The organism is Planococcus sp. BI3 (assembly GCF_056680115.1).
On record NZ_CM155266.1, the window covers coordinates 498,504 to 523,145 of the forward strand.

Genomic DNA, 24,642 nt, shown 5'->3' on the forward strand with positions numbered 1-24,642 from the left:
AGCACCGCGAAGTCCTGTCGCGCCACCTGCATGACCCGCATCCTGCGGGCCCGAAAGCGGAGCTGTTTTGCGGAGTATCGACTGAAATAAATCATTAGTTCAACGCAACTAGTTATTCTTTTGGATCCGGCAGGAAAAATGCTTTGATGACATGAAGCTGAAACACGATCATCCAAGAAAGATAGAGGGAGATTAAAGGGAAGATGATGCACCAGGATGAAATCATGGTAAAGGAAAGTTCTGAATCGGGGAAAAAAGATGTGAAATACCAATAATTATAGCTCAAGGTGACAATCATCGTCGCAATTGGTCCAACGTATACTCTATTGGTGAGGAAAGCGAGCAGCATGCCAATTCCAATGACAATCATCGGAACAATCACCAATTGCATCACAATAGGATCTATGGATTCTACAAGTTTCAATGGAGTCCCTCCCTGAAATGAATATGAATTAACGAAATAGTGCGTCTATAAAAGAGGGTAAAAAAAGCTGACGCATCAAGCGTCAACTTTTTCCCAGGCATTGGACAGAAATACATCCCGGCCGGATTCTGCCCGGTCTATGCTATAGTGTTCGGCATTTTTCTTATAAAAATTCTGATGGTAATCTTCTGCTTTGAAGAAGGGAGCGGCATCGCGGATTTCAGTAACGACAGGCTTATTGAAACGTCCGCTGGCATCAAGTTCCAGCTTGGTTTTTTCAGCTATCGCACGTTGGTGCTCGTTATGGACGAAGATGGATGCCCGGTAAGAAGGGCCCCGGTCTTGAAATTGGCCTTCGTCATCTGTAGGGTCAATTTGCTGCCAAAAGATATCCAGCAATTGTTCGTATGGAAAAACATCAGGCTGGAATGTGATTTCAACAACTTCCAAATGGCCGGTGGTACCGGATTTCACTTGTTCGTATGTAGGATTTTCTACATGTCCGCCGCTATAGCCTGAAACGATCTGCTCAATGCCGTCAAACTGATCAAAAGGTTTGACCATGCACCAAAAGCAACCGCCTGCAAATGTCGCTTTTTCTGTCATGATAAGGGCTCCTCTCGGTGGTGATTGCTGTGCTACATTTTACAGATGAAATCTTTCGCTTTAATTTCTCAGTATACTAGTTGAACTAAAGAATCATCATAAATAAGCCGCTTCGGCGCTTGAGAAATCTCTAGAGATATAGAGCAAAACAGCGAAGACTCCCGCGGGCCCGAAAGCGGAACCGTTTTGCGGAATATCCGCTGCTGTAGTTATTTTAGTTCAACTTATACAGTTAATAGGAAGAAAAGGTTATTTTGCCTGTCATCTGAATAGTAGGTAAGAAAAATCTTACCACTCCGCCGGTTTCCCGACAATTAAAATGTTCTGTACACGACGAACTAATTCGCATCATTCTTCATTTTTTCACCAAATTCGCATCAGTTGAGGGAATAAAAGCCTATTTCTATGGTTTAAGCCTTTAATTTAAAAGGAATTCCGAAACTTAATGCACAGCTGAGCGTCTTATTGACGTGAAAGTTTAGAAAGGAGTAGATTTATTATGGAAGAAGAACTACAACCCCCCAAGAGAAAAAGACGTAGAAGAAGATTTCGGCTGCGCGGCATCGTCTTCCTGCTCCTGGTTGCACTTATCGCTGTTGGTGTTTATGCATTTATCCAATTCAAGAGTGGTGAAAGTCTAGCTGACAATTCAGAGCAAGAACCTGTTACATTCGATGGAGACGCTGCAAACGGTGATTATGAGAATATCCTGGTGCTGGGTGTCGATTCGCGTGGAGAAGAGCAGTCCCGTACAGATACGATGATGCTCGTCACACATGATAAAGTGAACAATGAAATTAAATTGACTTCATTTATGCGGGATATTTATGCCGATATTCCCGGCTTTCAATCCTATAAATTAAATACGGCATTTTATTTAGGCGGCGTGGATCTGTTGGCGGATACGCTTAGGGGCATGTTTGGCGTGGAGATTCACCATTATGCATTGATTGACTTTTCAAGCTTTGAAAGTCTCGTCGATGTAGCGGCGCCAAATGGCGTGGAAATCGATGTCGAAAAAGCGATGTCCAAAGATATCGGCGTTTCGTTGACGCCGGGTGTTCAGGACCTGAACGGCAAACAGCTTCTGGGCTATGCGCGTTTCCGGTCTGATAACGAAGGCGACTTCGGGCGGGTCCGCCGGCAGCAGCAAGTGATTGCGGCCATGAAAGACGAAATGGTCAGCTTTGCTGCAGTTGCGAATATCCCGAAACTGGCGGGTGCCTTGCAAGGCTATGTCCAAACCGACATGCCATTGACTGACCAAGCAAAACTGGCGGCCCAATTGGCCATTGGCGGGGGCGGAGAAGTAGAGCGCTTGACCCTGCCGGTTGAAAACAGCTATAGCTATGGAAACTACTCTCATGCCGGATCGGTTCTGGATATTGATGTTGAGTACAACAGGCTGGCATTAGGCGAGTATTTATCACAACCCTTAGACTAAATCATTAATGGATATGATAGTATGAAAGTATAGAGTCTATTTGAAGAGGGGAAGCTTATGCAGCCAGAGGAGAAGCAATCATTTTTCGCCACCAATTATATCCGTTTCTTAGGTGGCAAGAACACATTATTCACATTGATCACTTTGTTATTGCTTGGATTGGTGGTTTATATTTCCAGGGAAGTCTCATTTCTCTTTCATCCAATCACGGTTTTCATGAAAACCGTAGTTTTACCGATTGTCCTGGCATTGATTTTCTTCTACTTGCTGCGGCCGATATTGCGCTTGCTGGAGAAATTCAAAATCAAACGCATTTGGGGCATCATCATCATCTTTCTTGGTTTGGTTGGGCTGACTACCTTGTTGATCGTCTTGGTTTTTCCATTTTTGCGATCACAATTTCAAACCTTGATTGCCGAGTTCCCGGAATATTTCATGCAATTGCTGACCAATATTGATGCGTTTTTGAGAACATCGTTTATTGGCGATTATTACAGCGAATCCAACTTCACGGTGGATACCTTGCTCGCTACTTTGCCGGCGAACATTGCAGATACTCTGCAAAATACAGTGACAAGCATCATTACAGGCGTTACCGGGTTGATTTCGACCATTACCGGTGTGATTTTGTCGGTGGTAATTGTGCCTTTCATCTTGTTTTATCTTTTGAAGGACGGCGATAAATTGCCGGAGTATTTCCTGAAGCTGTTGCCGCCAAGATTCCGTGACGACACCCGTGAAGTGTTCACTGAAGCGGACAAGCAATTGAGCGCCTATATTCAAGGCCAGTTGATTGTGGCGTTTTGCATTGGGGTAATGGTCTATATCGGATTCCTGATCATCGGCATGGAATATGCCTTATTGCTGGGCGTTTTAGCCATGGTCACGAGCGTCGTTCCGTATATTGGGCCGGCGATTGCCATTGCTCCGGCAGCCATCATCGCTTTGGTGACTTCGCCGTTCATGCTGGTTAAACTGGCTATCGTTTGGACAGTTGTGCAATTGGTGGAAGGCAACCTGATTTCTCCGCAAGTGATGGGGAAAACCTTGTTCATCCATCCGGTGACCATCATCTTCGTGCTTTTGACGGCAGGCTCCCTGTTCGGCATTGTCGGAGTCATACTTGGGATTCCGATGTATGCATTGCTGCGGGTTTTGATTTCCCATTTTTACAAATTATTCAAACGCCGGTATAATAGACATGAAACCAATTTGGAAAATCAATACGATTACACGGAACTGTAAGATTGTTTTGAAACAACGAAGTTGTGGTATATTATGAGTAACAAAAGTTGGAGGTTTCTACGTTATGAAGTTCAAGGATTTTTTATCATCTATAGGCATCGGTTCATTACAAGTGAAAACGGTAGTTGAAATGCCTCATCTTGAAGAAGGCGAAACATTGAACGGCACCGTTTATCTGGACGGCGGGGACGGAGACCAAACGATTGATTTCATCGAATTGAATGTCATCAAGCTGATCGAGGATACGCGTGACGACAGCGATTTTGATTTTTATGAAACGGTTATCGCAAAACAATCGATGGAGTTTGCAGGTTCTGTCAAATCAAAAGATACGGTCATGCAGCAGTTTGAAATCGTTCCGGATGAACGCTGGATTCTGGATAATCCAAAAGCTAAATTAATCCTGCGGACGGTTGTCCATGTGAAAAACGGTGTCAATGCAAGAGATGAAGATGAAATTACCTATGGAACATTAGAGAGCTGAAATCCAGCTCTCTTTTTTTATGGTTGAAGACGAGTTCGGAACTGGAATGGATTAGATGAATAGATGGGCAGCCAAAGTTCGTGGAAAGGCTTTTCGACAGTCCCGCATAAAAAGGTGCGAAAGAAAATTTAGAAAACTTTTTTCTATTTCATTAATGATATTGATAATCATTCTCACTTATGATAAGGTATATGAGAACACAAATTAGAAATTAGACAAGAGCACAAGCTGTCGGAAAATAACGAAGCTTGTGTTTGGTTGCTGCAATAGCAATAGCCAGCTGGTTAACCTGCAACAACAGGCCGTGACCCTGTATTTGTGGAATGGACTGGTTGAGGAGGAGCGCCAAGAATGCTGGCATGATCGCTTTCGTCCTTTAATTGGAATAGTTTTCAGACATTCCATCTGGACGTGAAATTATCATTTGGCAAAAGTTTAGAAGAGGCTCAGGTGCAATTAGCGTTCGCAGGTGCTCTGCTCAGCATCTGTGGAACAGCAAATGCCACCAGGAAGCCTCTATTATTTTTTCCGAATTCCTGCTAATGGGGCAATGCAGCTGGAGAACCAGGAGTTCCAGATTACGGATAATAGGAGCGGAGGCAGATGAAGAAAGCAATGTTGTTGCTGTGCTTGAGCCTGTTTCTTTCCAGTGGGGTTCAGGCTCATGTGCTGAGTGAAAAACAGGGGGATCGCAATCATTTGGATGGTGATGTGCCAATGGCTATTCTGCTCGAGGCTGTGCCGGATGCCTACCTACAAAAAACGCATTTGCCGGCAATTCAATCCGCAAAGACCGAAACAAAGCTTGCTGGAATGTCGTCAGCCCAAACGAAACGAGAAGTGGTGAAGGCAGGCTTGGACGAAGAAGCAGGACAAGTCGATTGGAAAACAGTCATCATCGTATTATGCGTCGCTTTTTTGGTTTACTGGATCAACAAGAGCAAGCGGCAGGATATCGATTAGGACCGAGTGGAGCAGTCAGATTCTGATGCCCAGTCTCTAGTTGTCTAACTAAAGTAAAGTACATAAAACCCCCTATTGCCAAAGCTTGCCTATTAAGGACAAGTATCGGCAATAGGGGGTTTTTTATACTCAGTTGAAATTGTATAGGCATCTAATGGAAGGGGTCACTGTAACGGGATGTCGTAGATCATTTTGGCGCCGAGGGCTTTAATTTCGATGTTGGGAGATGCAGTTTTCAGGCTGGCCATTTGCTCGGTTGCTGCCTTTTGGGCATCTTCGAAGTTCCGATGATTCTCAATGGTTTGGATAGGCTGAAGTTCAAAGGGAGCGGAAGGGGAGTTTTTAATAAATAATAATATTATGTAACCTTCTTGAATTGTGGTGTCCATAAATGAATCGGGTTCAATCAATAATTCGTTGTCGGGGAAATAACTGATTTTATCTTCACAGATGATTGCGATTTTTTTTAAGATCCAACTATTCGGCTGGCCGGAGGGGACACTGGATTCAAAATGAGCCAGTACGGTTTCCAGATGTTGTTCAAACAATAGAAACGAATGTGGATGACGAGGTGTGAAAACAAAGTAGATCCGGTTGTCTTGTTCGTCGAGCAACTGAAATCCATTCACAGCAATTCCTCCCCGTTAATTTAATTAATGTAACTGCTTTCATTATAATCGATAAGAGGGATAGAAACAAATGGTGTACCCCGTTGTACATGTAAAATACTACATAAGGTTATATGAAAAAATTCAAAACATGCAACAAGAAAAAGTGTCCAGAAAATAAAAAAGAGCAACTAACAAAATACCAGCAGAAAGGGGAACTCTCTTAAAGAGAATTCCCCTTTTTTTTATAATGTGCAGTTTATCTATCCCAAATTTCAGCTTAGCCAGCTGCCGCCAATGCAACTGGCGAGGAGGAGGACAAGAAAAACACCGGACATCAGCAAATCCGTGCGGCCAACCCGGACCGGCCGGTAATAAGCGCTTCTCGGTTCTCCGGTAAAGCCGCGCGCTTCCATGGCGAATGCCGAACGTTCCGCTTTCCGGACAGCGCCTGCCAGCATCGGAATCAACACGCGGCGCATGCCCAATAACCGCTGCCAGCTGTGTTTTTCACTATCTGCACCGCGCAGCCGCTGCGCCTGCTGGATCTGGGTGAACTCATCTTTCATGACGGGCAGGAACTGGTAGCCGACCATGGCGCCGTATGCCAGTTTTGGTGACAGCTTGAGCTGTTGCATAAGGCTCATGATGAATTTCACGGGATCAGTGGTGAAAGCGAACAGCAGGGACAGAGTGGAAAACGCCATGACTCGGAAAGCGAGAGACAATGCGCGCGCCCATTGTTCGTCGGTCACATCGATTCCGGCAAATGAAAGGATGACGGTTCCGCCAGTGTCTGCGCCAAAAACAACCGTGGTCCATAAATAGCCAAAAGCGCCGATGGAAAACGGCAGCATGAACAACAGCCACAGTTTCCAGTTTATACGGCTCATCGTCAGCTGCAGCAGGATGATGCCAATCCAGAACAGCAACGGCGTCCACGGGTTGAAAAAGAACGCAATGGCCAGCATCGACAGGGTGACCAGGACAAACTTGACGGACGGGTTCATATCATGCAAAAGATTCCGCAAGGCGAGTCACTCCTTTTGGTGGCAGCAAATGGTGCTCAGCCAGCAACTCGCTGTTGCTCCAGACTTCTTTTGCCGGGAATTTTCCGGTCATCCGGCCATCCTTGACCAGCAGCACCGAATCCGCAAGGCTCGCCGCAAATTCCATGTCATGCGTGACGATCAGGAACGTCGTGCCTTCTTTGGAACGCTCTTCAATCAAACCGAAAAGCTCGAGCAGCGCGGCCGTATCCTGACCTGAGGTCGGTTCATCCATCAACAGCACCGGCCGTTTATCCGCGAGCATGGCCGCGATCGCCACGCGCCGTTTTTGGCCGTGGCTGATGGCGAAAGGATGCGCATCCTTTATTTCTTCAAGCCGCAGACTGTCCATCAATTCACGGAGCTGGCCGTGGTTGGAAGCACCCGAAAACGCCACTTCCTGTTCGACCCTTTGTGTCAGGAACAGGTATTCGGGAGACTGCGGCACATAGCCGATTCCGTCGGATCTAATCGAACCGGTCGTCCGTTTGTAGATGCCGCATAGCGACTTCACCAGCGTCGACTTGCCGCTGCCGTTTGGTCCAGCGATGGCCACCACTTCACCGCGGCGGGCGGAAAAAGTTAGTGGGGAAAGCAGTTGCTTGCCCTTGATTGTCACTGAGAGTTGTTCAGCCCTTAACGCAGTTTCCGGTTGAACAACTGACTGCCGTTCGGGAAATGAAATCGGGTGACGCGGTGTGAATTTTTGGTCTGCCACGACATGGCCATCGCAGCCCAATTGGATTTCACGTCCAAAAAACGAACCCCAGCTGTCCAAACGGTGTTCAACGGCAATGATGGTCAAATTTTCTCCTTGCTGCAGAAGTTCCAGCCAGTGGATAAATTGTTTTGCGGTATAGGGATCCAAGTGAGACAGGGGTTCATCGAGCAATAAAACCTCAGGCTCCATGATCAGCGCGCACGCCGTCGCGACGCGCTGCTTCATTCCTCCGGATAAAGATTGGATAACGGTATGACGCAGCTGTGTAAGTCCTGTCGTTTCCAAAACCGCCGTGATGCGAGGCTCCATGTCAGCGAAGGGGGTCTGCAGGTTTTCCAGCGTGAACGCCAATTCTTCTTCAACGGTCGGCATGCAGAACTGTGAATCGGGATCCTGGAAAACGGTGGCCACGCGGTGATTGATCTCCCCCGGTGCATAGTCAGCTGCGGGTTTCCCGAACAGCCAGATCTCCCCGCCAACCAAGCCATCGCAGTTTTCCGGATACAGACGGTTCAGCAAGTACAGCAGTGTGCTTTTGCCGCAGCCGCTCGGGCCATTCAGGACCAGCCGTTCGCCCCGGCGGACCGAAAAGGAAATGCCGGTTAGCGTTTTTTTTTCGTCTTCCGGAAAGCGGAACGACAGCTCGCTTAAAGAAATGATTTCTTCAGGCATTCACATCACCTTTTTTCGCACGCGCAATTGCATAGCCGCGGAGCGAACCAGTCGCAAGCAACGCATCGCCGATATACTTGCCGCCGATTCCAGCGATGATGGCGCCGCTGAGGACGCGTATCGTGAACATCAACGCGACAAATGACGGGTCCAGTGCCGCATAACCCGAGATGAAATAGCCATAAATGAAGCTGAAGACGGCTGAACCGATGCCGGCAAGCATCAGCACCAGGATATTGAAATGCTTATAGCCAGTCAATGCGAACGCAGCTTCAGCGCCGAGCCCTTGGATGACGCCGGAAAGAATCAGCCGGGGGCCCATGGCGTTGCCGATCAAGACTTCAATCGCAGCGGCCATCGTCTCGGACAGGAAGGCAGCGCCGGGTTTGCGGATGATGTACATGCAGATGATCGAGACGATGAACCAGATGCCGAACATCCATTCATAGGCGAGCGGGCCGATGATTGCTGCCCAAATATTCGCCGCATGGACAAACAGCAGATAGATGATGCCGAAGACGACCGCAAACAGCGACATCAGCACAACTTCTTTTAATTTCCATGATTTCAGCACCTTACGCACCTCCATGGGACGGGCTGTTGAGGCTCATCGATACCGTCATGACCAAGTGCCGATGTTCGGCGGAGCGTGCATGGGTAAAGGCTTCTTCATAAAAAGTGAAGACCTCATGGATATCGCCGTGGATGCCGCTGGCGTAATGCATCGAATCGTTGAAGACGCCCAATTTTTTGGCGCGGTCCACTTCCCGGTAGATGGCCGCCATGTAATCCGGATTGTTCATCGGGTACAAGGCAAACTGGGAAGAGACGTATTGCTTGGTGTCATCGGTGTTCAACAGCACATCGTCTTTTTCCAGATAGACGTCGCCCGAAGAATCGCCGGGGCAGCCGATCGAGAAGGTGCCGGACAGCGCGACATGCTCACCGGTTTTCGCAGTGTGCAACGCCAGTGCTTTGGCAACATTGAAGACATGATTCTGTTTGCCGCGTATGACGGTCGAGACATCGTCGGTATGCATCCAAACGTTCGACGTGTCCGTCTCGTTCAAGGCTCCTTTGATTACTTTGATGAAATCGCCGGTCATCGGATGTAGCGAAAAGCGAAATCCGACAATCGGGCTGGTCCCGCATTGCAATGGTTCCATATCAGCATTCCTCCTAAAAATTTGCACAAAAAAGGCCGCATCCGCGAAGATGCAGCCATAATCTACAAATAACCAAAAGGAATTATTTCAGAAATGCGCCGCACTTCCTCACGCAGGTATTATCCTGATCGAGTTTTAAGGGATCGAAGCTTGCGCTTGCATCTCAGCCATAGTGGGCACCCCTAGTGCAGTAAACGGTATGCGGTTTTTGTGTTCGGGTTGTTCCCGATGGGTTTAGTGTAGTGGAAGTGGTGGGGGATGTAAAGAGGGAGATTGGAAAGATATGCGAAGTGGCAGTTTGGATTGGTGTGCTGGAATGGCTTCGGCCGCTTTGGGCTGGGCAAAGACAATTGCTCCAGTGCTTGAACTAGGAAGAGCACCTTTTTCATCGCTCCGCCTAGCCTATGGATGCGCCGGCGCTTGAGAGTTGATGGGAGAAAATCTACACAAATAGCGCCCTTTGAAATGGATTTGTGACTTTCAGTGTTATTTTGCAATGATTTCAATATTTTTCGTGAGGGCATTCTGTCTCTGCAGAATCTCTTCTTTGTTCTGGCAGAACCAATCCAGCGAATGGATATATAGAATGTCTCCTTTTCGAATAACTCGTTTTAGCAATTGCTAATTTGCCCGTTCAAAATTTTTACCACTCTGCTTGTCCAGATAGATATCCCGTTCATTGATGCTCATTATTGCGGTCAGATGCTATAAGATCAAAAAAAAAGAAAGAAATCTGAATAAAAAAAACATTCAAATAACCTTTACATCTATTGGAAGTGGGTATAGTCTAAAGGTAATAAAAAGTTATATAAAATAATTTTTTATTGCAGTTAAGTGAATCTATAGTCCTATCTTAACTCCGTTAAAAACTAGTCTTATTTTTGATAAATTACGCGGTTTTTCTGAAGGATCCGGATAGCTGAAAACCCAAACGAAATTTCGAGCTTTGCTGTTGCATGGCAAAAAGGAGCGCTGTATCAATCGTGATCAGACTTTCTAACAGCTGCGGGGAGCAAACAGAAAAAGGGATTATGATTGATAGGATGCTAACAACCAGGGCCTAGTGAACCTTTGCGGAATGATGGAGGAAGTGGCCAACCGGATGCTGAATGATTTAAAAAAGCGTGGTTTATTGACCTCGAGTAAAAGAAACTCCTTCTTCACAATCCCGAGCATCTAAAGTCAGAAACAAATTGTGAAAACTGCCCGATCTATTTATGCAAAATCAATTAGCAGAAGAACTTGCCCATGAGGTTGACTTTTTTTATCCAAAGTTCATCATTTTTCAAAAAACCTTCAAGCGTGAGAAATATCGAAGTACAAAATACATGGAAAGTATAGGTTAAAAGTAATGGTGATGTGCATCTTCATTATTCGGATATTTGCCCGCATTTTATCTGAAAGATAAAGGTCCAGAAACCCGGACTATTTTATCAACTAACCCGGTACTCGTTAAAAAACTTTATCGAGAGGCCATTCTGCTTAGCAGAACAAATGTTGGGCACTTTAGAAAGCTGCGCCGATTATCAATTCTGTAAACTAAACGCGGAAGGGTTGGGTTAAGTGGTAGGAAAAGATCCATTGGCACAGGCAACAGTAGAAATAAGCCAGGTAATGAACACAGAAGTTGAATGGAGTTCGGGAATTTAGGGTTTCAGAAAGAAACGAGCAGCTAAACGGGAGACCAGCAAATCCTGCTTTTACTATTCACTGAATATAGAAGTGTCCTTTTACGGAATTCTGGAAGGCAGGTCTGCTGTTAACATGGTTGAAGTTTTCCTGCTGACTGAAGAAATTTCTCTTATCACGTCAGCGCTCAAACAACAGGCCTTCTTATTTCCAACATACTGCTTGCAGCAAGTGATGACGATGGCAGATGGTTTGTGCTGTCTGCAACTTGAATTGCTTGGAACCCACTGAACATTTTGTAGGATGTCTTTATGAGGCGCTTCTGGTTCTTGAATAGCAAGTTCCGTCCATTACAAAAAAACCTTGGTTTGTCCGATGACTTGCAGTTACGCACTATTGGCATGCAAGAAAGTGTGCAGATGCTTGTATTTGAAGAATATGCTGAAAAAAGTGTTGATATGAAACTGCAAGAAGACTCCTGAGCCAGCGACTGGAAGAAGAACATGAAATGGGAGGTAATTGAAATGTTATCAGAAGAAGTGGATTTTAAGCTTCTGGAATTTGTTCAAACTGCCGATGGGAAAACTTTTTCCATCGGCTTTCTGGACAATGAGAACAAAAAACTCTGTCGAAAAAAACAGCTTACTCCATGTATAAAAAAGGCCAAATCATTAAAAAACCAGAAGAAATTGAAGGTGGCGCTGTATTTGGGGAATTACTCCGTAATTAAATAAAGGTGTAAAACAATCTTATTCTGATGAAAAGGCAGTCAAAGCGGACTCCCATGAGAAAAGGGGTTGTGGTTCGGTTAATTCACAAATATTGCCCTGTTCGGAGCTGGTTTTATTTTCATAAAGAACCACATGGAAATGGGAAAAGGAGAATCAAGAAAATGGCGCGAGAACAATTGAGTACTCAGAAGTCAGTCACTTATTTCTTTCTCAAATCCAAGGATGTATACATGGAAAATGGAGTGACCGCGATTACGCTATTCGCCAGGTTGACGCGTGTAGCCATTTCTTTCACAGGCAGAGAGAAACAGACTCAAGTTGAAACATGTTGGGTCGAACTCGAGGATATAGGGATGGAACAGGCAACTGAAAAAGTGAAGGCCTTGCCAAATTGCTTGGAGAAATACGAGGTGTCCGAACAAGTTTTTCGGCATTTACTGCAACTGTCCAAACGTTGTCCGAATGAACTTTATGGCATTATTCCTTATTATCTGAAGGCCAATCGGGAGATGTTCCTTACGTGGCAGGAGTTGGAACAAAGCTGGGAGAATTTCTGAACAAAAGCTGCCGGGGGAAGAACCGGATGGAAATGTCGGCAGCCATCAAAAAAGAAGCAAAGCCACATTTCTAAACTGACTATACAAGGAGGAGGAATAGCTCATGGAAAATTATCAATCTGCAGAAGCAAAAGATACATTCAGTTGGGAGTTGTGCGACTACGAGGAATATATCACCGGGTACAAAATGTATAAGCAATTGAAGAAAAAATGGGATGCCATTGAAAAAGGGGAAATCCCGATGCCATCCAGCGAATACTTGACTAACTTCAGTGATGAGGATGTCTATACGATGCTGTATCTTTACCACAACAAAGAGGACTCTTTGGAAACTATAGAGCGCCAGTTTTCAATTGGACGAGAAGCACTTTTAGGTTTATTGGAGGGACGCTGCCGGAAAGAATGTTATGACAGCTTCAAAGCCATCGAGAAAATGTTTCAAGGCTGAGAGCAAAACCGGAATAGCAATCGGTGTATAGCATCCTTATAGGGATACAAGAATCATTTGAGAATTCATGTGATTTATGGTTTTTTCCTGATAGTTTGGTAAGTCGTTATTACTGAAGACATGCAATAAAAAGCGCAGAAAAATCAAGGGCTGGCAATAGATTAGGAAGGGCGATGCTAATAAAATGGCATCGCTCTTTTCTTGGCCAAAAAAATTGTCATTATGCATTCTCAACACATGCTGTATAAAAATAAACTAACTGGAAAGTGATGAAACAATAAGTAGGCAGAAAAATCCTTCATTGCATTGTTTAAAAAAGTTTACATAACTGCACTTAATAATTTCCAATATTTTCTTTTTATGTACGCAAATGTCCGTTATACTAAAAACAGAATGAATAGAGGAGTGTCTTGAATGAGTACGATTTCCCTGAAGAAGAAAACCGCAAGTATCGTATTAGAGAAGAAGAACTTGACTGGGGTTGTAGCCAAAGTCGGGATCGTACTGGATATTACAGGATCGATGCGCAAGCTGTATCGTGACGGAGTGGTGCAGGAAGTTGTGGAGCGTGTGCTGGCGGTAGCGAGCCAGTTTGACGATGATGGCGCTTTGGATGTGTGGGTCTACGACAATGAGTTTTCCCGATTGCCTGCAGCGACCGAAGAGATTTTTATGGGGTATGTGGAAAAGAACATCCTGTCCAATGACCATGTCCATAAATTCGGGCGGAATGATGAACCGAAAGTGATGGAAGACGTTATCCGGAAATACACCAAAGAAGAGCCCAGTGACGTGCCGGTCTTTCTGGTGTTCATCAACGATGGCGGCTGCAAGCCGGGCATCAAGAAATTCATCGTGGAATCGTCTACCCAGCCGATTTTTTGGCAATTTATCGGCATCGGCGATTCGAATTTCGACGTACTGAAAAAGCTGGATACGATGGAAGGCCGCTTCGTGGACAACGCGAATTTTTTCCATGTTCCCGATGTCGCTCAAATTACGGATGAAGAGCTATACAATCAAATGCTGAATGAATTTCCCGAGTGGTTGAAAGAGGCAAAGGACAAAGGGATTTTGCACAAAAAACGAAGATCACCGTTGGACTTTATTTTTCCGAACAGAAATAAATAAGGACAGCAGCATAAAATCCCCGATGAAATCGATTGATTTCATCGGGGATTTTGGTTGGCTCGGTTAATGTTGTTCATAGCTGGCATTGAGTTTTGGGTTATCAGCCCCTTCGGCATTCCGGTCAATTGCCGGGCGGGTCAATGAAAAGACGGCGCAGGCAAGAGCAATCAGCACGATGACAGCGCCAACCCACGCGGTGCTGGAGACCGATCCGGTTTGGGTCAAGGTGATGCCGCCGATGGCAGAGCCTAAAGCGATGCCGATCTGCAACGCGGAGTTATTGAAGCTTTGCTGGATATCTGAAGTGGCCGGATCAGTTTCAATCAAATAGCTTTGCTGAGGCGGAGCGAGGCTCCAGCTCAGTGCCGCCCAGATGACCATCACCGGCAGGAAAATGACCAGCGAAAACGTCGTCAGTGGAAGCAGGAATAAGACAGCTGCAAACGCGGAAATGACGATGAGGATGCTCCTTTTCGAGCCGATCGAATCGGACATCGTGCCGCCAATTGCGCCGCCGCTGACTGCTGCGATTCCGAAGACCAGGTAACAGACGCTGACCCAGAACGAGCTCAGCTGCAAGTTGGTTTCAAGAAATGGCGTGAAGTAGGCGTAAACCGTATAATGCCCGGCAAGCATGAACATCGTCGCAAGGTGCGCCGTGCCGATTTTGGCACTCGCCACCGCTTTTAACTGTTGCTTGAGCGGAATTGCTGCACCTCCAGGGAGTGGCTGGATGTAACGGGCGATGAGTGCCATCGAACCGACGGACAATACAGCGATCCCAAGGAAGATGATGCGCCATCCAAAGGCATCCGAGATGAGGATGCCGAGCGGAACGCCGAGGACGAGTGACGAACTGATTCCCATAAAAATCAGGCCGATCGCTTTCGCGCGGTACGGGGGTTCGACGATTTTCGCGGCGATGGTCAAAGACAAGACAACGATAAGCGCCGTGCTCGCTGCCGTGATGACGCGCGCAATCATCATCCATGTAAAGTCAGGACTGAAAAACGTCAGGATATTGCCGAGGAAAAAGATGAACAAAGAAACCAAATAAACTTTTTTCCGTTCAAATCGGCTGGTCGCTACCAGCAAAACGGGTCCGGCGATGGCGTAGATCAATGCGAATAAGGTGATCAGCTGTCCGGCTGAACTTAACGAGACGCCGAACTCCTCGGCGATCGTCGGCAAGATGCCTCCCACAATAAGTTCCACGAGCCCGACTGCGACTGTGGCCAATGCTAAAATATAAACTTTAAAATTCATGTGTTTATACACTTCCTTTCGAAATAGAATAAAAAAATGGCTCTAAAGATCCCTGTCAGAAAACACAAAAAAATCCTGATTACAAAAAACGAACGGATCGTTTTCTGTAATCAGGATTTTGCGGTTCCTGGTAGAGACCCTTAAGCCATATTCTTAAGGTTATACAGATGCTTATAGATGGATATTTACTTTAGAAATTTTACTACAGACAATCCGTTTCTGCAAGCTATCCTGATGAAATATCAACCCGCAAGCAAAAAAACTCACCCATAAACCAGATCAGCCTTGCTGCAAATTTCAGCCAGTCTCTGGTCATCGAATGCAAAAGCCTGTATCGTAGATTCGGAAGGATTCTTTACACACAGGCAACTAGAAAATAATGGAAATTAGATGATAGGGGAAACCATATGAACATTTTAGTGGTCGAAGACGATCGCACCATCGCATCCGGATTGACGTATTCCCTGCAGCAGGAAGGCTACGGAACCATCCTGTGCCACACAGCAGCTGACGCCGAGAAAGTCATCAGAGAACAGCATGAGGACATTGGATTGTGTTTGCTTGATTTGTCGTTGCCGGATGGCAGCGGCTATGATTTATGCGCGCTCGTGAAAGAACAGGGCGACATACCGGTCATTTTTTTGACAGCGTTCGATGATGAAGTGAATGTTGTGATGGGATTGGATATGGGAGCGGATGATTACATCACCAAGCCGTTCCGGGTCCGTGAACTTCAGTCACGCATCAATTCGGTGCTGCGCCGCTACCAGCGGGACAGCCAGCCGAAAACGGCCATGCGAATCGGAGACGTCCAAGTCGACACGGCAAATGGAAAAGTCCATAAAGGATCCGTCGAAATAGTATTGACGGCTTTGGAATATCGCCTGTTGCTGATCTTCGCCAATCATCTCGGACAGGTTCTCACAAGGGCACAGCTGCTCGACCGGATTTGGGATGTCGGCGGGGATTTCGTCAATGACAACACATTGACGGTCTATATCAAGCGGCTGCGCGAAAAACTTGAAGACGACCCCCAACAGCCACTCTTGATAAAGACTGTGCGGGGCATGGGCTATAAGGCGGGTGATTGAAAATGCTGCGCAACCGGGAAATCCAATTATTCCTGATGGTACTCCTTGTCATCAGCATTGCCGCCGCTATTCTTGCCGCTATTTTCATTTCTGGAGCGGCAGCCTGGAGCATTGCCATCGTATCTTTTTTATTGATCCTAACGGCTGTTGTTTTTACGGGGTGGCGCTACCGGGAAATCGACAAGCTGTCAGGGTACCTGCAAAAAATCAGCAATGGCGATTTTCAGTTGGATGTCCGTGACAACGTGGAAGGCGAATTGAGCCTGCTGAGGAGCCAAATCTACAAAGTGACGAATAGGCTGTCCGAACACGGCACGCTTCTCCGTGAAGACAAAGAAAAATTGACGGATGCCATTTCCGATATTTCCCATCAATTGAAAACGCCGCTGACCTCCATGATGGTCATGTCGGATTTATTGCGCGACAGCCGTCTTGATGAAGAGAGGCGTAGTGAATTCACCCGCAACCTTCGTGTTCAGCTGGAGCGGATGGACTGGCTGGTGTCGTCGCTGCTCAAGCTGTCGAAAATCGATGCCGGTACGATCGCGTTCAAAAAAGAAGGGATATCGGTGCCGCTTCTCATTGATAAAGCGATTGAACCGTTATTGGTACCGCTGGATATCAAAGGGCTGCAGCTGGAGATAGAAGGAGAACCTCAAGCCGCTTTTTCAGGGGATCTGAACTGGACCGCCGAAGCGCTGATCAACATCTTGAAAAACTGTGTCGAACACACCGCAGCGGGAGGGAAGCTGTCGGTCGGTTACACAGAAAACGCACTTTATACCGAAATTACGATAGCCGACAATGGCAGCGGCATCCTGAAGCAGGACTTGCCCCATATTTTCAAACGCTTCTATAAAGGAAAGAATGCGGGAGATGACAGTGTCGGCATCGGACTGGCGATGGCGTACAGCATCATCTCCAGCCAGCAGGGCGACATCGAAGTGAAAAGTGAGCCGGACATGGGCACTTCATTCCACATTAAATTCTACAAGCAGGTGATTTAGCCCATCACCTGTTTTTTTCTCCTGTTTTCTTAAGTGACTGGATTGTCACTTGCCAGTCACCGGGCAGTCATGTGGCCAATCTATACTAAGCTTAGACATAGAACTTACGGAGGTTTTCCCCATGACAATTGTTGAAGTGAAAAATTTATCAAAAGTATACGGCAAAGGCGAGACGGCGGTGATGGCACTGGACGATGTATCGTTTACGGTCAATAAAGGTGAATTCGTCTGCATCATCGGCCCATCCGGTTCCGGCAAATCGACCTTGCTTCATATGCTGGGCGGTGTCGATCTGCCAACAAGCGGAAGCGTCTGCATCGACCAAACGGACATTTACAACTTGGACGAAACACAGCTGGCCATTTTCCGGCGCCGGCAAATCGGCTTGATCTACCAATTCTATAACTTGATCCCGATTTTGACGGTTGAAGAAAATGTCACCTTGCCGATGCTGTTGGACGAGCAACAGGTGGATCCGGCTCATTTCAATAAAATCATTGATGTGTTGGGGCTGGGCAAACGGCTTTCCCATTTGCCGAACCAGCTCTCAGGAGGACAACAGCAGCGCGTCTCGATTGGGCGTGCGCTCATCAGCAACCCAGCGATTATGCTGGCGGACGAGCCGACCGGCAACCTTGACAGCAAAAACAGCGAAGAAATCATGGAATTGCTGAAGCTGTTCAACAAGATGTACAAACAGACCTTGATTGTCATCACCCACGATGAGCGCATCGCGTTGCAAGCTGACCGCATCATTTCCATCGTAGACGGGAAAATTGCAAAAGATGAGGTCATCCGGCCATGAACATCATCAACAAAGTAACTATCCGGCATATCCGGCAGAACAAACGCCGCTCACTTGTGACCATCATCGGCGTCATCATTTCCGTTGCGATGATTGCAGCGGTGACCACGCTTGGCGTATCGTTTCTGGATCTCATGGTCCGCCAGGAGATTTCAAAAAATGGTGAATGGCATGTCAAATATGAAAGTGTGGAGAAACAACAAGTCCAAGCCATCGAACAGGATGGTGACACCGAAAAGGTGATCCTCTCAAGCGGCGGCTATGCCACCCTGGAAAGTTCAACGAATGCTTACAAGCCCTACCTGTATTTCCAAAACTATGATGAACAGGGCTTGGCCCAATTTCCCATGACGGTTTCGGAAGGGCGATTGCCGGCTTCTGAAGAAGAAGTCGCCATCTCGGCAGCAATCCAGGACAATATCGAAACCCCTTTCCAAATCGGAGACCAACTGACGGTTGAAATAGGACAACGCATCCATGAAATCGAAGGGAAGGTATTGACACAAACTGATTCCCTGCAGACCACCGATGGGGAGAGCTTCGAAAAGCTCGACAACTTGAAAGCAAAAACGGTGACGATTACAGGAATACTCGATCGCCCGGAGTGGGAACCGGCCTGGTCGCCCGGTTATACAGTGGTCGGTTTTATAGACAAAAACAAACTGGATGAAAGCGAAACATACGACGCTTTTGTTGTCGTCTCCAAGCTCGAATCCAACCTATTGGGCCATGCCGAAAAATTGGCCGAAAAAAACGGCATTGAAGAGGTCCAATTCAATTCGGATCTGCTGCGCTATTATGGCGTGACAGCCAATGACCGTTTGCGGCTCACGCTGTTTTCGCTGGCCGCGATTATTATGGGGGTCATCCTCATCGGTTCGGTGGCGCTGATCTATAACGCCTTTGCCATCAGTGTCTCTGAGCGCGCAAGGCATCTGGGCATGCTGTCGAGTGTCGGCGCAACGAAAAAGCAAAAGCGTAATTCGGTCTTTTTCGAAGGGGCGGTGATCGGGGCCATCAGCATTCCCATCGGCCTGTTGGCAGGATTCGGCGGAATCAGCCTGACTTTTGCCTTCATCAATACGTTCATTGAAGAAGCTCTCAATATCTCCGGAAAACTTGAGCTGGTCGTTACGCCGTCTTCACTGATGCTCTCTTGCGGCATTTCGATTCTAACCATTTTCATATCAAGCTATGTCCCTGCACAAAAAGCATCGAAAATTTCTGCCATCGATGCCATCCGCCAAACAGAAGACATCAAATTGACCGGAAAAAACCTTAAAACCACCAAATGGGTGCGGAAAATTTTTGGCCTGGAAGCGGAAATCGGCTTGAAGAATGCCAAGCGAAACCGCAAACGCTATTTGGCCCTCGTGTTTTCACTGGTCATCAGCATCGTCCTGTTCCTGTCGGTGACGTATTTTACCGACGGGTTGAAAAGATCCATGGAAATGGTGCGCAGCGATTCCCAATACGACCTGCAGATCAGCGGCAGCGGCGTGGAAGAAAGCGGCCTCCCGAAATACGGCCAATTGCAGCATGTCACCGAGGCGACAATGATCAAAGGCGCCGTGGCGGAAGCATTGATCGAACCGGAGCGGCTGCCGGAACGATTGGCTGCCCAGCTGGAAACCGGTGAAGTAGGACTGGAAGAAGGAAAGTACCGGTATTATATCGATATCCATGGCCTGGACGATGCCAGTTTTGAAGCATACGCAAAAAAGCTCGGCCTAAATGTGGAAGATTTCGGCTTAGGCAATCCGAAAGCGATTGTCATCGATCAAGTGTCTTATGAAGATGCCGCCTCCGGCCAATTCATTGAAACCCAAACCATCCTGAGTGATATTGGGGATGAAATTGAGTTGTACACCCAGCGTTACAGCGAAACAGGCGAGCCGGCTGAAAAAGAATGGTTAAGCACAGTTGAAATCGCAGCATTGACCGAAGAAGTGCCGATGGGCGTTGCAACGTCCGTTCTTGGCGGATTGAATATCATCATTCCTGAATCTATCTTCAATCAGCTGGAACTCACCGGCGATGAATTCAGTCATTCGATTTATGCGATGAGCACCGATCCAATTGCAACGCAAGACGCGATCGAAGAGCAGAACGATATGACGATCCAAGTCCATAACGTCTACCAGCAGCGTCAGCAGGAAGAGCAGATGATTTTGCTGATGTCCGTGTTCACCTACGGCTTCATCACCCTGATTTCGCTCATTTCCACCGCCAATATCTTTAATACCATCTCTACGAGCATTTCGCTCCGGAAACGGGAGTTTGCGATGTTGAGGTCGGTCGGAATGACGCCGAAAGGATTCATGAAGATGATCCGTTACGAGAGCCTTTTTTATGGCGTAAAAGCATTGGCGATTGGACTGCCGCTGAGCATTGCCGTCATGTTGGCCATGCACCGCTCACTCGGCTATACATTCCAGTATGGCTTCACGCTTCCTTGGATGAGCATCCTCTTTGTTGTGGTGATGATTTTCCTGATTGTCGGAGCAGCGATGCTTTATGCAACCGCCAAAATCAAAAACGACACTATTATCGAAAGCTTAAAACAGGAGAACGCATAGTTTTTCCGAGCTGATTCTATAAAAAATATCAACCACCCCCTTCTGTCGCGAAGGGGGTGGTTGTCTGTTTAAGCCCTACAATTCGATCAGGATTTAGCCGGAAAAATAAATCTGATAATTAATGAAAATTCACCATCCATAAATAGGTGTCATGTGCTATTATATGTAAGATATTCCAAATTGAGAGGAAGTAAGAGATGGATAAAACGAGGATTCAATCAAACAGAGAAAACGTATATTTTGTCATCAGTTTATTTTTCAGCATTCTTATCTACGCAGCGGCAGCGGTATCCATCATTGGTATTGGGATCGCCCTAACGATTTTCGTCATTATGCTGTTTGCTAATGCCCTCATGCTCGGTTCAATCCGCGGCAACGGGGTCCGCATCCATGAGCGGCAGTTTCCGGATGTCTATGAACGCGTACAGACCTTAGCGAAGCAAATGGACCTGAAGAAAGTGCCGGATGTCTTTGTCATCCAATCCGAAGGGGCATTGAACGCTTTTGCTACCCGATTCTTCGGCCGCGACATGGTCGTTTTGTATTCCGAGGTGTTTGAACTGGCGCGTGAGCAGGGCCAGGAAGAACTGGACTTTATCATTGCCCACGAACTGGCCCATGTAAAGCGCCGCCACGTGTGGAAAAACCTGTTGATCCTGCCAGCTGGGTTTATTCCGTTCCTCAGCCAAGCGTACAGCCGGTCATGCGAATATACCTGCGACCGGCACGCGGCTTTCACCATCCAGAACGCAGCAGCGGCGAAACGTGCACTGACGCTTCTGGGAATCGGCAAGAAGACCTATATGGAAGTGAACGAAGATGCCTACTGCGAACAGATTGCGACGGAATCCAATGCGATTGTCTGGTTGAGCGAAGTGCTGTCCACGCATCCTCGCTTGCCGAAACGCATACAGGCCATTGGGCAATTTGACAACAGCGAGACAAAGTTCTACGAGCCGAACCACGGCAAGATTGTATTGGGCGCTGCGTTGATGGTGGGTGTGCTTGGAGGAGCTTACTTCCTGTCGGTCGCACTTTTTGCCGGGGGCGCCTTCGCCTTATCCCAATTCACAACGGATCTGGACGAAAGCTTTTATGAAGAAGGTTTCGGAGTGGAAAATGAAACGGCGCTGATGACAGCTGCTTCCATGGGGGATTTGCCAGCAGTCAAAGAGTTTATCGCGAACGGCGAAGACATCCATGCCAAGGATTCTGAAGGGGCGGATGCCCTGATGTACGCCATTTATTCAGAAGATCCAGCCGTCATTTCAGCTTTGCTGGATGCTGGAGCAGATCCCAACACGACGGATGATTATTCGACCGTTCTAGGGTCAGCCGTTATGTATGGAGATTATGAACTGGCTTTGCTGCTGGTGGAAAATGGAGCAGATCCTGCTTTGCCGGGGCCGGATGGCTTGAGTGCCATGGATCATATGGGCGCTGAGAGCGAAGCGGAGTTTGTCGATCTGTTGGAAAATGGCATGTAACAGCGGGTTCTAAATAGGAAAAGAGCGTCAATCTCTCACGAGGTCGACGCTCTTTTTATTTCAGAAAAATCCAGGGGAGCATCCCGTTATACCCTTAATGAGCTCGGTGCAGCTCCAAGCGAATCCGCGAGATGTGCTTGTACATCAGCTGCTTGGCCAATTCGCTGTTGCCGCTGGCGATTGACTGGTAGATTTCCTCGTGTTCTTTGAGGGTATCTTGGTGGCGGCCCTTATCGGTAAACCGCTGGCTGCGGGTGGCACGGATATTCTCTTCCATCCGTTTGGCGAGTGTTTCCATCAAATCGATCAACAGCTGATTTTTTGTCGCATAGGCCACCTGCAGGTGAAAATCCAAATCTGCCTGGACGCCCATTTCCGGATCGTCCACCGCTTCGGCCATTTGCGACAGCACGTGTTTGATGGCTTCCAGGTTTTCAGCCGTCGCCCGCTGTGCGGCAAGGGAAGCGGCTTCCACTTCGAACGCTCTGCGCAGTTCGAGCATGTCGTCGATCAATTGGGTGTGTGTTTCGTCAATGTGGGTGCGGAGCTCATTGCCGAGCGCATCCCGTTTGGAGGCAGCCAGGTAGCTTCCGCCGCCTTGCCGTATTTCTAGAAAGCCTTTGCTTTCCAAGCCTTTCAGCGCTTCTCTGACCGAATTCCGGCTGACGCCGAACAAACTGGCCAGATCGCGTTCAGAAGGGAGCCGGTCACCCGGCTGCAGATTCTTTTCCAGGCAGAGCATGTTAATCTGTTCCACAATCAATTCATAAGTCCGCTTTTTCGGATTCACCAACATACATCTTTCTCTCCCTGCTTGCTTGGTTTTTGAAGCTTTCCTTTATCATACCGAAAAGAAGAGAGAATGTCTGAAAATAGACGTTGTACTTTTCAGAGTATTAGGTATAATTAGGGTAATTGGTTGGACCAATTTTCGAAAAGATGAGTATATTTTATTTAAGATAATGAAAACAGAAGAGGAGCGGATCAAATCATGGCAAACAAAAATCTAGAAACCATTCTCCAAAGCTTACATGAGCAGTTGAAAGAAGAGCAAATCAGCGTCAACGAAACAATCAAGGAATTGCATGGCCAAGACGAATCGTATCATCACATGGAATTGCCGGATATCGTGGTTTTCCCGGAAACGACCGAGCAGGTGTCGGCCATCATGAAAATCTCTGCGCAACACCAGGTTCCCGTCATTCCGTTCGGTCTCGGCTCCAGTCTAGAGGGCCATGTCATTCCGCAAAGGGGCGGCATCACCATCGATTTTTCATTGATGAACAAAGTGTTGAAGGTGTATGAAGAAGATTTTCTGGTGACGGTGCAGCCGGGTGTGACGCGCACCCAGCTGAACAAGGAATTGAAGAAGTACGGCTTGTTCTTCACCGTCGATCCTGGAGCGGATGCGACACTTGGCGGAATGGCCGCAACCAACGCCAGCGGCACCACATCCGTCAAATACGGCGTTATGCGCGACCAAGTGCGTGATCTGGAAGTGGTGACGGCTGATGGCACCGTGATCCATACCGGAAACAAGGCAGCCAAATCTTCATCTGGCCTGCATTTGAACGGCTTGTTCGTCGGTTCAGAAGGAACGCTCGGCTGCTTTACCGAAATGACGCTGCGTGTCTATGGCATCCCAGAATTCATCACAGCGGCCCGCGCGTCGTTCGCGACGGTCAAAGATGCTGTAGAAGCGGTCGTCTCCATTTTGCAGGCCGGCATCCCGATTGCCCGCGTGGAACTTGTGGACGAGCAATCGATGAAGCAAGTCAATAAATACAACGATACCGCATATGCAGAAAAGCCGACGCTGTTTTTGGAGTTTCATGGCAATGAAGCTGGTTTGCAGCAGGACGTTGCATTCATGCAGGAAATCGTCCAAGGGCATGCCTGCGAAGAAGTGGCGTTTGAAACGGATACTGCGGCGCGCAATAAGCTGTGGGAAGCTCGCCATACCCTGGCCTATGCCTATATCCACGGCTATCCGGGCAAAAAAATGATGGTCACGGATGTGTGCCTGCCGATTTCTGAACTCGCAGGAGCTGTCGGCCATGCGCGGGAAAACCTCTTGGCACTCGACTTGCCGGGGGGCATTGTGGGACACGTCGGAGACGGCAACTTCCATGCACTCATCATGATGGACATGAACAATCCGGAAGAAGTTTCACGGGCGCAGGAATTCAATGAACGCATTGTGATGTACGCACTCGAACGGGACGGCACATGCACCGGCGAACACGGTGTCGGCATCGGCAAGCAAAAATACCAGCAACAGGAACACGGAGCAGCACTCGACGTGATGGAAAAAATCAAAGCGGCGCTGGATCCTGATAATTTATTGAATCCCGGCAAAAACATCAATGTAGAGAAGCAGGAACAGACTAAGTTGAACGGATGATCTTCGCCTGCTGATACTTTACAAATCAGCTCCGCTTTCGGGCCCGCAGGATGCGGGTCATGGCTCGCGCCAGACTCACTCGCTTTTGGCCCGAGTGGATTTCTTGTATGTTGTTGCTCTGCTCC

24 protein-coding genes, 1 pseudogene and 2 riboswitches are annotated in these 24,642 nt (G+C 47.4%); of the genes and pseudogenes, 15 read left to right on the top strand and 10 right to left on the bottom strand.

Translation table 11 applies throughout. From position 1 onward, the window contains the following. Positions 1-112: 112 nt before the first annotated feature. Complete coding sequence (locus tag AC1MEO_RS02585; RefSeq protein WP_480334116.1) at positions 113-424, bottom strand: hypothetical protein; 312 nt, start codon at positions 422-424, stop codon at positions 113-115. A gap of 75 nt (positions 425-499) precedes the next feature. Then, entirely contained in the window at positions 500-1,030 is a 531-nt protein-coding gene (msrA, locus tag AC1MEO_RS02590) for a peptide-methionine (S)-S-oxide reductase MsrA (protein ID WP_480334118.1), read from the bottom strand. A gap of 499 nt (positions 1,031-1,529) precedes the next feature. On the opposite strand from msrA, the gene AC1MEO_RS02595 reads away from it, so the two are divergent. The 4 genes from AC1MEO_RS02595 to AC1MEO_RS02610 all read left to right on the top strand — a co-directional run bounded on the left by AC1MEO_RS02595 (position 1,530) and on the right by AC1MEO_RS02610 (position 5,166). Then, the gene (locus AC1MEO_RS02595) at positions 1,530-2,474 is read left to right on the top strand and encodes an LCP family protein (protein WP_480334120.1); all 945 of its coding nucleotides are present in this window, start codon (positions 1,530-1,532) and stop codon (positions 2,472-2,474) included. A 57-nt stretch (positions 2,475-2,531) separates the two neighbouring features. After that, positions 2,532-3,719 carry an AI-2E family transporter gene (locus AC1MEO_RS02600; RefSeq protein ID WP_480334121.1) on the top strand — a complete coding sequence of 396 codons (1,188 nt, stop codon included), beginning with the start codon at positions 2,532-2,534 and terminating at the stop codon, positions 3,717-3,719. A 64-nt stretch (positions 3,720-3,783) separates the two neighbouring features. After that, positions 3,784-4,203 carry a sporulation protein gene (locus AC1MEO_RS02605; RefSeq protein ID WP_480334123.1) on the top strand — a complete coding sequence of 140 codons (420 nt, stop codon included), beginning with the start codon at positions 3,784-3,786 and terminating at the stop codon, positions 4,201-4,203. 603 nt (positions 4,204-4,806) lie between these two features. Then, positions 4,807-5,166, top strand: a complete 360-nt coding sequence (locus tag AC1MEO_RS02610) for a hypothetical protein (RefSeq protein ID WP_480334124.1) — start codon at positions 4,807-4,809, stop codon at positions 5,164-5,166. Between the two features lie 164 nt (positions 5,167-5,330). Here AC1MEO_RS02610 and AC1MEO_RS02615 read toward each other — a convergent pair whose 3' ends face one another. From AC1MEO_RS02615 to AC1MEO_RS02640, 6 genes and pseudogenes are all read right to left on the bottom strand, one after another. Further along, positions 5,331-5,795 carry a hypothetical protein gene (locus tag AC1MEO_RS02615; RefSeq protein WP_480334125.1) on the bottom strand — a complete coding sequence of 155 codons (465 nt, stop codon included), beginning with the start codon at positions 5,793-5,795 and terminating at the stop codon, positions 5,331-5,333. A 254-nt stretch (positions 5,796-6,049) separates the two neighbouring features. Then, a complete protein-coding gene (locus tag AC1MEO_RS02620) occupies positions 6,050-6,805 on the bottom strand; it encodes an energy-coupling factor transporter transmembrane component T family protein (protein WP_480334127.1) in 756 nt (251 codons plus the stop codon). Further along, positions 6,786-8,216, bottom strand: a complete 1,431-nt coding sequence (locus AC1MEO_RS02625) for an ABC transporter ATP-binding protein (protein ID WP_480334128.1) — start codon at positions 8,214-8,216, stop codon at positions 6,786-6,788. Before AC1MEO_RS02625 ends, AC1MEO_RS02620 begins: the two co-directional genes overlap by 20 nt. Further along, positions 8,209-8,790: an ECF transporter S component gene (locus AC1MEO_RS02630; protein ID WP_480334129.1), complete on the bottom strand. Its 582-nt coding sequence runs from the start codon at positions 8,788-8,790 to the stop codon at positions 8,209-8,211. Before AC1MEO_RS02630 ends, AC1MEO_RS02625 begins: the two co-directional genes overlap by 8 nt. Before the next feature lies 1 nt (position 8,791). Continuing rightward, entirely contained in the window at positions 8,792-9,382 is a 591-nt protein-coding gene (locus tag AC1MEO_RS02635) for a YkoF family thiamine/hydroxymethylpyrimidine-binding protein (protein ID WP_480334130.1), read from the bottom strand. 88 nt (positions 9,383-9,470) lie between these two features. Further along, a riboswitch (TPP riboswitch) is annotated at positions 9,471-9,576 on the bottom strand. Between the two features lie 307 nt (positions 9,577-9,883). Beyond that, positions 9,884-10,066, bottom strand: a pseudogene (locus tag AC1MEO_RS02640) (recombinase family protein); the annotation flags it as partial. A 1,274-nt stretch (positions 10,067-11,340) separates the two neighbouring features. Between AC1MEO_RS02640 and AC1MEO_RS02645 the strand changes: the two are divergent. The 5 genes from AC1MEO_RS02645 to AC1MEO_RS02665 all read left to right on the top strand — a co-directional run bounded on the left by AC1MEO_RS02645 (position 11,341) and on the right by AC1MEO_RS02665 (position 13,878). Beyond that, a complete protein-coding gene (locus AC1MEO_RS02645; protein ID WP_480334131.1) occupies positions 11,341-11,493 on the top strand; it encodes a hypothetical protein in 153 nt (50 codons plus the stop codon). Between the two features lie 42 nt (positions 11,494-11,535). Beyond that, the gene (locus AC1MEO_RS02650; RefSeq protein ID WP_480334132.1) at positions 11,536-11,745 is read left to right on the top strand and encodes a hypothetical protein; all 210 of its coding nucleotides are present in this window, start codon (positions 11,536-11,538) and stop codon (positions 11,743-11,745) included. A 227-nt stretch (positions 11,746-11,972) separates the two neighbouring features. Further along, a complete protein-coding gene (locus AC1MEO_RS02655) occupies positions 11,973-12,299 on the top strand; it encodes a hypothetical protein (RefSeq protein ID WP_480334133.1) in 327 nt (108 codons plus the stop codon). Between the two features lie 103 nt (positions 12,300-12,402). Further along, on the top strand, positions 12,403-12,747 hold the full coding sequence (locus tag AC1MEO_RS02660) for a hypothetical protein (protein WP_480334134.1): 345 nt from the start codon (positions 12,403-12,405) through the stop codon (positions 12,745-12,747). Positions 12,748-13,161: 414 nt separating this feature from the next. Next, positions 13,162-13,878 carry a vWA domain-containing protein gene (locus tag AC1MEO_RS02665; RefSeq protein ID WP_480334135.1) on the top strand — a complete coding sequence of 239 codons (717 nt, stop codon included), beginning with the start codon at positions 13,162-13,164 and terminating at the stop codon, positions 13,876-13,878. Positions 13,879-13,941: 63 nt separating this feature from the next. On the opposite strand, the gene AC1MEO_RS02670 is transcribed toward AC1MEO_RS02665, so the two are convergent. Then, positions 13,942-15,144: an MFS transporter gene (locus AC1MEO_RS02670; RefSeq protein WP_480334137.1), complete on the bottom strand. Its 1,203-nt coding sequence runs from the start codon at positions 15,142-15,144 to the stop codon at positions 13,942-13,944. An 87-nt stretch (positions 15,145-15,231) separates the two neighbouring features. Beyond that, a riboswitch (purine riboswitch) is annotated at positions 15,232-15,331 on the bottom strand. Between the two features lie 220 nt (positions 15,332-15,551). Here AC1MEO_RS02670 and AC1MEO_RS02675 point away from each other — a divergent pair. The 5 genes from AC1MEO_RS02675 to AC1MEO_RS02695 all read left to right on the top strand — a co-directional run bounded on the left by AC1MEO_RS02675 (position 15,552) and on the right by AC1MEO_RS02695 (position 22,113). Continuing rightward, the gene (locus AC1MEO_RS02675; RefSeq protein ID WP_480334138.1) at positions 15,552-16,235 is read left to right on the top strand and encodes a response regulator transcription factor; all 684 of its coding nucleotides are present in this window, start codon (positions 15,552-15,554) and stop codon (positions 16,233-16,235) included. A 2-nt stretch (positions 16,236-16,237) separates the two neighbouring features. Next, on the top strand, positions 16,238-17,242 hold the full coding sequence (locus AC1MEO_RS02680; protein WP_480334139.1) for a sensor histidine kinase: 1,005 nt from the start codon (positions 16,238-16,240) through the stop codon (positions 17,240-17,242). 121 nt (positions 17,243-17,363) lie between these two features. Then, positions 17,364-18,047 (top strand): ABC transporter ATP-binding protein, encoded by a 684-nt coding sequence (locus AC1MEO_RS02685; protein WP_480334140.1) that lies wholly within the window; start codon positions 17,364-17,366, stop codon positions 18,045-18,047. Continuing rightward, on the top strand, positions 18,044-20,626 hold the full coding sequence (locus tag AC1MEO_RS02690; RefSeq protein ID WP_480334142.1) for an ABC transporter permease: 2,583 nt from the start codon (positions 18,044-18,046) through the stop codon (positions 20,624-20,626). Before AC1MEO_RS02685 ends, AC1MEO_RS02690 begins: the two co-directional genes overlap by 4 nt. 197 nt (positions 20,627-20,823) lie before the next feature. Then, entirely contained in the window at positions 20,824-22,113 is a 1,290-nt protein-coding gene (locus AC1MEO_RS02695; protein WP_480334143.1) for a M48 family metallopeptidase, read from the top strand. 94 nt (positions 22,114-22,207) lie between these two features. Here AC1MEO_RS02695 and AC1MEO_RS02700 read toward each other — a convergent pair whose 3' ends face one another. Continuing rightward, a complete protein-coding gene (locus AC1MEO_RS02700; protein ID WP_480334145.1) occupies positions 22,208-22,909 on the bottom strand; it encodes a FadR/GntR family transcriptional regulator in 702 nt (233 codons plus the stop codon). Between the two features lie 195 nt (positions 22,910-23,104). Between AC1MEO_RS02700 and AC1MEO_RS02705 the strand changes: the two genes are divergently transcribed. After that, on the top strand, positions 23,105-24,517 hold the full coding sequence (locus AC1MEO_RS02705) for an FAD-binding oxidoreductase (RefSeq protein ID WP_480334146.1): 1,413 nt from the start codon (positions 23,105-23,107) through the stop codon (positions 24,515-24,517). The last annotated feature ends 125 nt before the right edge of the window (positions 24,518-24,642 follow it).